Origin of the sequence: Kamptonema sp. UHCC 0994, assembly GCF_029167235.1 — a bacterium.
Classification (GTDB): domain Bacteria; phylum Cyanobacteriota; class Cyanobacteriia; order Cyanobacteriales; family Microcoleaceae; genus Kamptonema.
Window position 1 is genome coordinate 1 of the sequence record NZ_JARFTR010000201.1, and the last position, 9,569, is coordinate 9,569.

Annotated in this window: 7 protein-coding genes; 3 read left to right on the plus strand and 4 right to left on the minus strand. The window is 44.7% G+C overall.

All coding sequences use genetic code 11. The annotated features are described in order from the left end of the window. Positions 1-57: 57 nt before the first annotated feature. The 4 genes from PY364_RS18365 to PY364_RS18380 are packed head-to-tail and all read right to left on the minus strand — an operon-like array spanning position 58 to position 5,547. Complete coding sequence (locus PY364_RS18365; RefSeq protein ID WP_275524662.1) at positions 58-1,050, minus strand: acetamidase/formamidase family protein; 993 nt, start codon at positions 1,048-1,050, stop codon at positions 58-60. Positions 1,051-1,082: 32 nt separating this feature from the next. Further along, a complete protein-coding gene (locus tag PY364_RS18370; protein WP_275524664.1) occupies positions 1,083-1,457 on the minus strand; it encodes a hypothetical protein in 375 nt (124 codons plus the stop codon). Next, positions 1,457-1,792: a DUF5674 family protein gene (locus PY364_RS18375; RefSeq protein WP_275524666.1), complete on the minus strand. Its 336-nt coding sequence runs from the start codon at positions 1,790-1,792 to the stop codon at positions 1,457-1,459. The genes PY364_RS18370 and PY364_RS18375 overlap by 1 nt, the downstream gene beginning before the upstream one ends. Before the next feature lie 29 nt (positions 1,793-1,821). After that, positions 1,822-5,547: an ATP-binding protein gene (locus PY364_RS18380; RefSeq protein WP_275524668.1), complete on the minus strand. Its 3,726-nt coding sequence runs from the start codon at positions 5,545-5,547 to the stop codon at positions 1,822-1,824. Positions 5,548-5,932: 385 nt separating this feature from the next. Between PY364_RS18380 and PY364_RS18385 the strand changes: the two genes are divergently transcribed. From PY364_RS18385 to PY364_RS18395, 3 genes are all read left to right on the plus strand, one after another. After that, positions 5,933-7,138: a BMP family ABC transporter substrate-binding protein gene (locus tag PY364_RS18385; RefSeq protein WP_275524670.1), complete on the plus strand. Its 1,206-nt coding sequence runs from the start codon at positions 5,933-5,935 to the stop codon at positions 7,136-7,138. Between the two features lie 198 nt (positions 7,139-7,336). Then, positions 7,337-8,416: an ABC transporter permease gene (locus PY364_RS18390; RefSeq protein WP_275524672.1), complete on the plus strand. Its 1,080-nt coding sequence runs from the start codon at positions 7,337-7,339 to the stop codon at positions 8,414-8,416. Between the two features lie 142 nt (positions 8,417-8,558). Beyond that, positions 8,559-9,488, plus strand: a complete 930-nt coding sequence (locus tag PY364_RS18395) for an ABC transporter permease (RefSeq protein WP_275524673.1) — start codon at positions 8,559-8,561, stop codon at positions 9,486-9,488. Positions 9,489-9,569 lie beyond the last annotated feature (81 nt).

The following is a 9,569-nucleotide window of genomic DNA, read 5'->3' on the forward strand; positions in this document are numbered from 1 at the left end:
GCGGTGCAATAACCGCCCAGAGGGCGGCGTTACGGTAAGTCCTGAATTAGCAATCAACTAAAATGGTAAACTCCTGGGAGGCAAAATAGACTTTTGCAACATTCCGTGAACTCCTTTATGAGGGCTATTGACTACTTGGGTAATCCGAAAGTTTACAGCAATGGAACACAAGACATAGGCTTCTTCTGCACTCATGCCGATAAATTTTTCTAGAAAATCAAGCATCTGTTTGAGTGCTAATTCAAAGGCTGCATCTAAGGTTTCAGCAAATCCCATTGTAATAATATCATTAGCTGTTTCTGCAACGGGAGAACTTAGCTTTAAGTCTTTACGAATTTTAATCTGTATAGTGCCGTTCATAGAAGTTTCAATGGCCGTTACATCTATTTCGCCGTCACCTTGGGCAGAATGTCCATCGCCAATAGAAAATAATGCACCAGGCACAAAAACTGGTAAAAATATTCGCGAGCCTGGTTGTAATTCTCGATTGTCCATATTGCCACCATAATTTCCAGGGGGGATAGAGGAACGGTTATTTTCTGCTGTAGCAACGCCCAGGATGCCGAAGAAGGGATGCAGGGGGATATTGACTTGGAATTTTAGATTTTTGCTGTCAGATTCGATGATGGGAAAATGAGCGACGTTTTTATTTAAATCTAAGGTAAGAAAACGCAGTCTGGGTTCTACAAATTGTTGGGGTAATGCTCCCCATCCGGGACGAATTGCATTGAATCCGATTGGCAAACGAGGATAAATTTTTTCTAATTTAATTTCTAAAACGTCTCCTGGTTCTGCATTGTTAACATAAATTGGGCCTGTGAGCAAGTGAGGGCCGGGGCCAACTTTGCGATCGCGCGGCAAATTTTCACAAATATCTAGGAATTCCGGGGTGAGAAACTCGGAAGGGGCTTTGTCATAGACGTAGAATCCCGAATAAGTTTCGACATCAATGCGATCGCCTGAATCAATGGTTAAGGCTGGTTCTAATCCGCAGGAGAAACCGCCTAAATGTACAGTTTTGCAGTTAGCTTTGAGAAGGTGATGAGTCATTTTTTTAATTGTTAACGGTTAACAGTTAACGGTTAACTGTTAACCGTTAACGGTTTAACATTTTCGTTTGTGTGTTGTAGTAATAAGCCAGACATCTGTAAAATCCGCTCAGATTGATGGCGAGTTTGTAAGGATAGCAAATTTCGCGCTTCTTCCAGGGGGTAAATTTTGTGCCACGCCATTATTTCTCTTTGAAGCAGGGCGAGTTCTAACTGTAAATCTGGGGGTACGTTGAAAGCACACCATTCGATTAATAATGCGGCTTCTCGCAAGAGGTGATGGGTAAGTTTGTCGTGTTGGGGAATCATTGATTGGGTGGAGATAGTGGCGATAGTTGAGGCTAAATTACCTAACTGTTGCTGCCAGTTTAAAGTTTTAAAGCTTTGATAGAGTGCTTGACGTTCCATTAGTTTACCTCTAATAAGCAGCGGGTTATGGTTTCAACTTTTTCTCTAATACCAAAGTCTTGAATTTCCATACTGCGATTTAGGCGGGGTCGAATATTGATGAGAGATTCAAATCCAACTTGCCTAGTTTCAGTGTACCAGTCAGCACCCCAGATATCGGGTTGTAAGCTGCCATCTTCTAATAAGATTTGTTCACAGTCATAGTGCAGTTCACCGCCACCGGCTAGAATTTCTCGGTTAATATCAACGGCGAGTTTAATCCAGAGTCCAAAATAGATTTCTGCCATTTGCTCGATTTGTTTTGAGGTAGCCCTTTGGCGGATAATTAAAATCATGAAATTAGTAGCTTAGCTGGTAATTGGAACTACTCGGCGAGAAAAGTTGCGATGAAATCTTGGATGCGATCGAAGTGAGATTTTAACTGGCTCAAAAGTTCGCTGGCTCCTACGAGGGATTGCGATCGCCCCATTTGTTCCAATTGAGCAGCGACATCTAAGAGCGATCGCGCCCCTAAATTAGCTGAAGCACCTTTAATCCTATGCGATCGCTGCTCGACAGCAAGACAATCATTAGCCGCGATCGCACTCTCCAAATCTGCTATATCCGCCTCAGAAGTCTGAATAAAAGCCTCTAAAAGCCGCTTTTGCAAAGCCACCTTCCCTAGAGAGAATTTTTGCAACTGCTCCAAATCTATAGGAGATGTGGAGGATGGGGAAGCTGGGGAAGATTTAACTTCCTCTTCTCCGCCATCTCCTCTCGTCTCCCCATCTCTCCCATCTCTCCCGCTCAATAGCTCCGCATCTCCCCCACTCCACTGCCCTAAAATCCTTTCTAACTTTTTGAGATCGACGGGTTTGCTGAGATAGTCATCCATACCGGCGGCTAAACATTTGTCTCGATCTTGTGGTAGAGCGTGAGCTGTCAGAGCGATTACTACGGTGTGGCGATCGCTATTTGCTGCTTCCCGCCGCCGTAACTCTTGCGTGGCCTCATAACCGTCTAATACTGGCATTTGACCATCCATTAATACGATGTCGTAGTTTTTCTCTGCCAACAATCTCAGAGCTTCCTGACCATTATCAGCACACTCAGCTTCATAGCCCAAAACTCCTAACTGAGCCAGAATCACTTGCTGGTTAACGGGGTGATCTTCTGCTACTAATATTTTCAGTTTGCTGTTGTCTGTCAGTAATTTAGTTTGTACAACTGACAGTTTTTCAGTCATTCCTAAAAGCCGATCGAATAACTGGGAAGGTCTAACAGGTTTGAGGATATAGTCGCAACAGTCTTTTCCTAATATTTGTCTGAGATGGTGGGCGAATCTGTCTGCGATCGCAGAATCTCGCTGTTGCAGAGAAGTCATTAATAAAAACTTGGTCTGGGCAAACTCAGGATGAGAGCGAATGACTTCAACTAACAAATTTTCTCCCTGTTCTACTAACTGTAAATCCAGCAAAACTGCATCGTAAGGTCTTTTCTGCTGACCAGCTTTTCGCAAAGTAGCCAAAAGCCTTGCACAGTCTGCCGCTGCATCCGATCGCATCCCCCAGGTATGAGCCAAATATTGCAGCACTTGGCGAGTTCTAGGAGGGGCCGTTCCTAACAGCAACCTGCGGCCAGTTAGAGCCAAAGGAACAGCGGGAGAAATCATGTTATCCTGCTTGCTTAACTCTACTGTAAACCAGAAAGTTGAGCCTTTACCCACCTCGCTTTCTACCCCAATTTCCCCTCCCATTCGTTCGGTCAACTGCTTGCAAATCGCTAATCCCAAACCCGTACCTCCGTACTCGCGAGTGGTAGAAGCGTCTACCTGAGAAAAGGATTGAAATAGTTTTTTCTGAGCTTCTGGGGAAATGCCAATGCCGGTATCTGTCACTGCAAAGCGGAGGAAAACTGAGGTCGAAGTTTGATCGCGGAGAGCGACTTGCACCATGACCTCGCCTTCTTCGGTAAACTTAATCGCATTGGCGACTAAATTTAACAGGATTTGGCGTAAACGACTCGGATCGCCTCTTAGCGATCGCGGCACTGCACTATAAATTAAAATTGCTAGTTCCAGTTTTTTAATTTCCGCTTGAGCTGCTAGTAATTCTACTACTTCTTCAATGCAGGAGTTTAAGTCAAAGTCGATCTCTTCTAGCTGCATCTTTCCCGCTTCCAACTTCGAGAAGTCAAGGATGTCGTTGATGACGCTTAGTAGATGATGGGCGCTACTGCGGATGATTTCGGCACAGTCTCGTTGTTTGGGTGCGAGGTCAGTTTCTAACAATAATTGAGCCATTCCCAATACACCGTTCATCGGTGTGCGGATTTCGTGGCTCATATTTGCGAGGAAATGAGATTTGAGCTTGGCTGTTGCGATCGCCGCTTCTCTAGCTTCCACCAATTCGCCGATTTGGTGAGTGACGACTACAACACCACCAATTTCACCGCTGGCATTATACCAAGGATGAATTGCCCAACGGAAGTAAATTTTGATGCCGTCTCCCCATTCCCAGACATCCTCTGGACAGGAGAATATCTCTCCTTGCAGTGCAGAAGCTAACTTGTTGCGCCAGCGTTCGGGCATATTTGGAAACAAATCGTACTCGCACATCCCAATCGCGGACTGAACTGGCAGGCGGCTATCAGCGATCCATTTTTCACTGTGGGCGAGATAGCGCATTTCCGTGTCGAACATTGCCATTGCTACGGGGGTGCAAGAGATAATCTGTTGTAGTTGTTGGCGTTCTTTCTCTAGTTCAACTTCGCGCAACTTGCGATCGCTAATATCCATCGTCAAACCGTCCCAGAGAATATCGCCGTTCTCTTGTTTTTCGGGTCGAGATGAGGCCCACAGCCACTTGAGCTTGCCAGAAGGCGTGTTAATTCGATATTCCTCTGTCCAGGGTGTCAAATTTTCGGCAGAGATGGCGATCGAGTCCAATATCCTTTGGCTATCTTCTGGGTGTATCATCTCAATCACCAGCGCCGCATTCTGCTGAATTTCTTCTGATTCGATCTCATAGATTTCGCGAGTACCACAACTGGCGAAGGGGAAGAAGATGGTGCCCTCTGCTGAAAGGCAAAACTGGTAAATCATTCCCGGCACGTTGGCGGCCAATTTCTGAAAGCGTTCTTCGCTACGTCGCAGAGCCCACTCAGCTTGTCGGCGTTCGACTATTTCCTGCTGCATCAGTTCGTTGAGTTTTGTCAGGGCGGCTGTGCGCTCTTCTACCATCATTTCCAGGTGTTTTTTGTACTGCCGCAATTCTGCTTCTGTTCGGAGGTGTGCGGTGATATCGCGCCCTTCAATGATGATCGGATTAAATTCCCCTGTCTGGTCAAATGCAGGTTTGAAGGAAGCATCGAGGGTAACGATCGTTCCGTCTATACAAGGTATGTCAAATTCTGTGCGAATCAGTTCACCCCTGGCAGCCGCCGCGATCGCTTTTTGCAAACGTTTTTGAGTAGGGTTTTCTAAAGTTTTAAGTTTGGAAACGGAGAGTTCTATTTCTCTATTTTCTCTCTCTATTTCTTCTTCCCTCTCTTCTCTTCCTTCTTCCTTCTTCCTTCTTCCTTCTTCCTTCTCTTCCCTCTCTTCTCTTCCTTCTTCCTTCTTCCTTCTTCCTTCTTCCTTCTCTTCCTTCTTCCCAGTCCACCAAGGCGTTTCCCAGAATGGCTTACCAATGACACCAATGCGGTTGATGCCTCCAAAATCCAAGGCAGTTTGATTAACTTCTAATAGTTTACCGTCTGGGGCAACTAGGGCAATTAGTTGAAAAGCTTGGTCAAAGATCGCTCGGAATCTTTGTTCGCTTGCTGTTAGGGCTGCTTCTTTTGCTTTGCGATCGCGAATTTCCGCTTCTAATTCGGCGTAACTTGGCATAGCTAGAGCTTTAGGGAGCGCGGCTACTCCTAACACTGCTGTTAACATCAAGATGGCAGCCGCGATCGCTTTGGCAAAGCCTGAGATCCAATAGTTATAATGCCACAGCGTCCACAAATGCCCAAGGCTAGCAGTTCCCCAGCAAGCGATCGCGGCGGCAATTAACAAAAAAATTCCCCTAAATTGTAGATCCTGGCGCTTGTGGATCGAATAGGCCAGCATAGCTAGTATCGAGTAGCAACCCATAGCTATTGCTGAGTCTGAAACTGCGTGCAACCACACTAACTTTGGCTGCCAAAGGTAGCAGTCTCTTTGTAAAATAAATGAGCTAGACGCAATTAATTGGCTGTCTATAAATTTTGTCCAGATTTCCAGCATTGCCACTACTCTTAAAACGACAGATCATCTACATTAATGCCAGTCAAACCCGCTTTTTGAAGCTCAATAAGATAGATTTTGGTGGAAATGAAAAAAGTTGACAGTTTTTAGAGTTTTCAACATCTACATTAATTGTATCAATAGTTACAAACAAAATATAGTGAAGCTGCTTTAATCTTATTTCATTATTTACATAAAATTCAAAAATTTGCGGAGAAAAGTAGCAGCAGTGAGCAATAAACGTTCCTTACCCTTAAGTCGTCGTCAGGTAGTGCGCGGTTTGTTATCCGCAGGGGCTTTTGGAGTTACTTTGCGTCTGGGAACAGGATGCACGCCGACTACCGCGCCCCAACAAAGCCAAAGTCCTACAGGAGAGTCGCCATCTGCGGGCACAGGGGCCAAAGTAGTAACAATGGGCTTTATCTACGTTGGCGCTAAAGATGATTATGGCTGGAATCAGGCTCACGCGCAAGGAAAAGAAGGAGTTTCCAAACTCGCCGGAGTGAAAACAGTCGAAGAGGCCAGCGTGCCTGAAACAAATGCTGCCGAAGAAACCATGCTCAATATGATTAATCAGGACGGAGCAACCGTCCTATTTCCTACTTCTTTTGGTTATTTCGATCCGCATATTATCAAAGTAGCAAAAGAGAATCCTACTATTCAATTTTTCCACGCAGGAGGGCTTTACGATGCAGCCAAGCATCCTAACAATATAGGTAGCTATTATGGCTATATTGACGAAGCCCAATATGTAGCGGGAATTGTAGCAGCTCATACTTCTAAAAGCGGAAAGTTAGGGTTCGTTGCAGCTAAACCTATTCCCCAAGTAGTGCGAAATATTAACAGTTATACCCTGGGTGCACGGAGCATTAAACCGGAGATTACAACGCAAGTCATTTTTACAGGCGATTGGTCTTTGCCTGTGAAAGAAGCTGAAGCTACTAATAGTATGGCAGATCAAGGAATTGACGTTATTACTTGTCACGTAGACAGCCCGAAAGTGATCATGGAAACTGCGGAAAAACGGGGTATTTATTGTACGGGATACCATACCAATCAAGCAGCTTTGGCTCCTAAAGGATATCTCACTGGTGCTGAGTGGGACTGGGCTAAAATTTATTCAGAATATGCCGAGATGCTTTTAGCGGGCAAAAACCTGATGGATGGGGGAATTCCGCACTTAGTACGTGGTGCTTTGAAGGAAGGTTTTTGTAAGTTATCACCCTATGGTGCAGTGGTAAGCGAGCAAGCGAAAAAGGATGCTGATGCGGCAAAAGCGAAGTTAATAGATGGAACTTTAGTAATTTATAAGGGGGAAATGAAGGACAATACTGGAAAAGTTATAATTCCTGCTGGCAAGGACTTAAAACAACAAGATCCAGAACTAGAAAAGATGACTTGGTTGGTGGAAGGTGTACTGGGAAGTACGAGTTGATTATAAATTGTTAGTTGTTGGTTGTTAGGTGTTAGTTGTTAGGTGCAATTAGCAATTGGCAACTACAAATTAGCAACCACCAATTACTAACAACTAACAACAAAGTGGCAGTAATTAGAAATTACAGTTAACGGTTAACAGTTAACGGTTAACAGTTAACGGTTAACAGTTAACAATTAGGAATTACCAATTAAGCCTATGACTACTCAAGTTATATCAAGAAATCCATCCTCAATAAACTGGCGTTCGGTACTAGAAAAGGTTACTATTCCCGTAGCTGCTTTAGTATTTTCGCTATTATTATTCGGGATTTTTTGCGCGGCAGCAGGTGCTAATCCATTAGCAGTATATGGCTCGATTTATAAAGCAGCTTTTGGGAGTTGGTTTTCTTTCCAAAATAGCCTAATTCGTGCTGCGCCTTTGATGTTAAGTTCTCTCTGTACAGTCTTGCCTGCTCGGTTAGGCTTAGTGATTATTGGTAATGAGGGAGCGATCGTCATCGGGGGAATCGGCGCGATCGCCACTGGTTTAGCTTTAAACAGTGCACCGCCAACTATTGTGCAGTTGGGAATGGCGATCGCGGGAATTATTGCTGGTGGTTTGTGGATCGCCTTAGCTGGGGCGCTGCGTTATTACCGAGGCGTGAATGAAACCATTAGCAGCTTATTGCTCAATTATATCGCGATCGCGCTTTTGAATCATTTAGTCGGCGGCCCCATGCGCGATCCTAGTTCCCTGAACAAACCTTCTAGCTATCCCCTTGCTGATGTTAATATGCTGGGAACTTTGCCGGGAACGCGAGTTCACTACGGCTTGATTTTTGGGCTAATTGTGTGCGCGATCGCATATATCTTGATTCAGCGAACTACCTTTGGTTTTGCTGTTCGGACAACAGGGGGTAATGTTCGCGCAGCTAGAATGGCAGGATTACCCGTAGGAAAATTAACATTAATTATCTGTTTTCTGGGAGGTGCTTGTGCAGGTTTAGCCGGGATGATAGAGGTGGCAGCAGTACACGGAAAAGCCAATGAATCCCTCAATGCAGGTTACGGTTACAGCGGTATTTTAGTAGCGTTCATTGCCCGACAAAATCCTTTAGCTGCTGTCCTAGTTTCGATTTTGTTAGGTGGAATTTTAGCAAGTGGAGGAATTTTGCAGCGATCGCATAACCTCCCAGATGCCACAGTTTTAGTTTTTCAAGGATTAGTTTTCTTAGTGATTCTATTTAGTGAATCGCTTTACGGAAAATTACCATTTTTCAAGCAACAAGACAGATAAACGAAAGATAACTTAGAGTGGGTGAGCCTCGGTCAGAAACCGGGTTTCTTCATAGATATCTAGTTACAATCGAAGATTTTTCTAAGAAACCCGGTTTCTTTTAACCAACAACTAATAACTAATAACTAACAACTAACCAATCATGTCAACAGAAACTTTAGGGTGGTGGGGAGTCCCGGTCGCAATCGTAGCAGGAACACTGCGAGGAAGCGCCCCCTTTCTATTCGTTAGTCTCGGCGAATGTCTCACTGAAAAAAGTGGCAAAATCAACCTCGGTTTAGAAGGCACTTTATTAATGGGTGCGATGAGTGCCTACGCCATCTCCTACCTTACTCAGTCACCTTGGTTAGGCGTTTTAGCAGCAGGAATTTCTGGGATGGTATTAGGCGCAATTCACGCTTGGCTATCCCAACGTCCCAACGTTAACGATGTCGCAGTTGGCATTGCCATGATTATCTTCGGAAGCGGTTTAGCTTTCTTTTTTGGCAAACCTTTCATTCAACCCGTAGCACCCCAATTACCCACGATTCAATTAGGTGCTTGGATTAATCAGCCAGCAATTCAATCAGCCTTAAAAATTAGCCCTTTATTTATCATCGGCGTTGCCATAGCACCAGCAATGCAGTGGTTTTTTAAATCCACGCGCTGGGGGTTATTTATCCGTGCCGTTGGTGACAATCCTGCTGCCGCTAGAGCGATGGGAATTCCTGTAAAATTGGTGCGGACAGCCTGCATTATGGTAGGGAGTTTCTTAGCAGGAATTGGCGGAGCTTACTTATCTCTTTATTACCCTGGAAGTTGGACAGAACGGATTTCTAGCGGTCAAGGATTAATGGCCGTTGCCTTAGTAATTTTTGCCCGTTGGAATCCCGTGCAATGTTTATATGCAGCTTTATTGTTTGGAGGAGCACAAGCAATCGGGCCAGCTTTGCAATCAGTAGGAGTAGATTCTTACTACTACTTATTTAATGCCTTGCCTTACATTTTAACCCTAGCAGTAATGATTATCACCTGTTCGCCAACTCGGACTGCAATTGGTGCTCCCGGTGCTTTGGGAACTGACAATGATTAAAGTAGGACTTACGCAAAACCATCCGTAACGCCGCCATCTTGGCGGTATTAAGGAACCGCCAAGATGGCGGCGTTACATCGA

Bases quoted from the DNA above. Each gene is read 5' to 3' on its own strand.
- PY364_RS18365 (WP_275524662.1), bottom strand. From the start codon at position 1,050: ATGACTCATCACCTTCTCAAAGCTAACTGCAAAACTGTACATTTAGGC.
- PY364_RS18375 (WP_275524666.1), bottom strand. From the start codon at position 1,792: ATGATTTTAATTATCCGCCAAAGGGCTACCTCAAAACAAATCGAGCAA.
- PY364_RS18370 (WP_275524664.1), bottom strand. From the start codon at position 1,457: ATGGAACGTCAAGCACTCTATCAAAGCTTTAAAACTTTAAACTGGCAG.
- PY364_RS18390 (WP_275524672.1), top strand. From the start codon at position 7,337: ATGACTACTCAAGTTATATCAAGAAATCCATCCTCAATAAACTGGCGT.
- PY364_RS18380 (WP_275524668.1), bottom strand. From the start codon at position 5,547: ATGCTGGCCTATTCGATCCACAAGCGCCAGGATCTACAATTTAGGGGA.
- PY364_RS18395 (WP_275524673.1), top strand. From the start codon at position 8,559: ATGTCAACAGAAACTTTAGGGTGGTGGGGAGTCCCGGTCGCAATCGTA.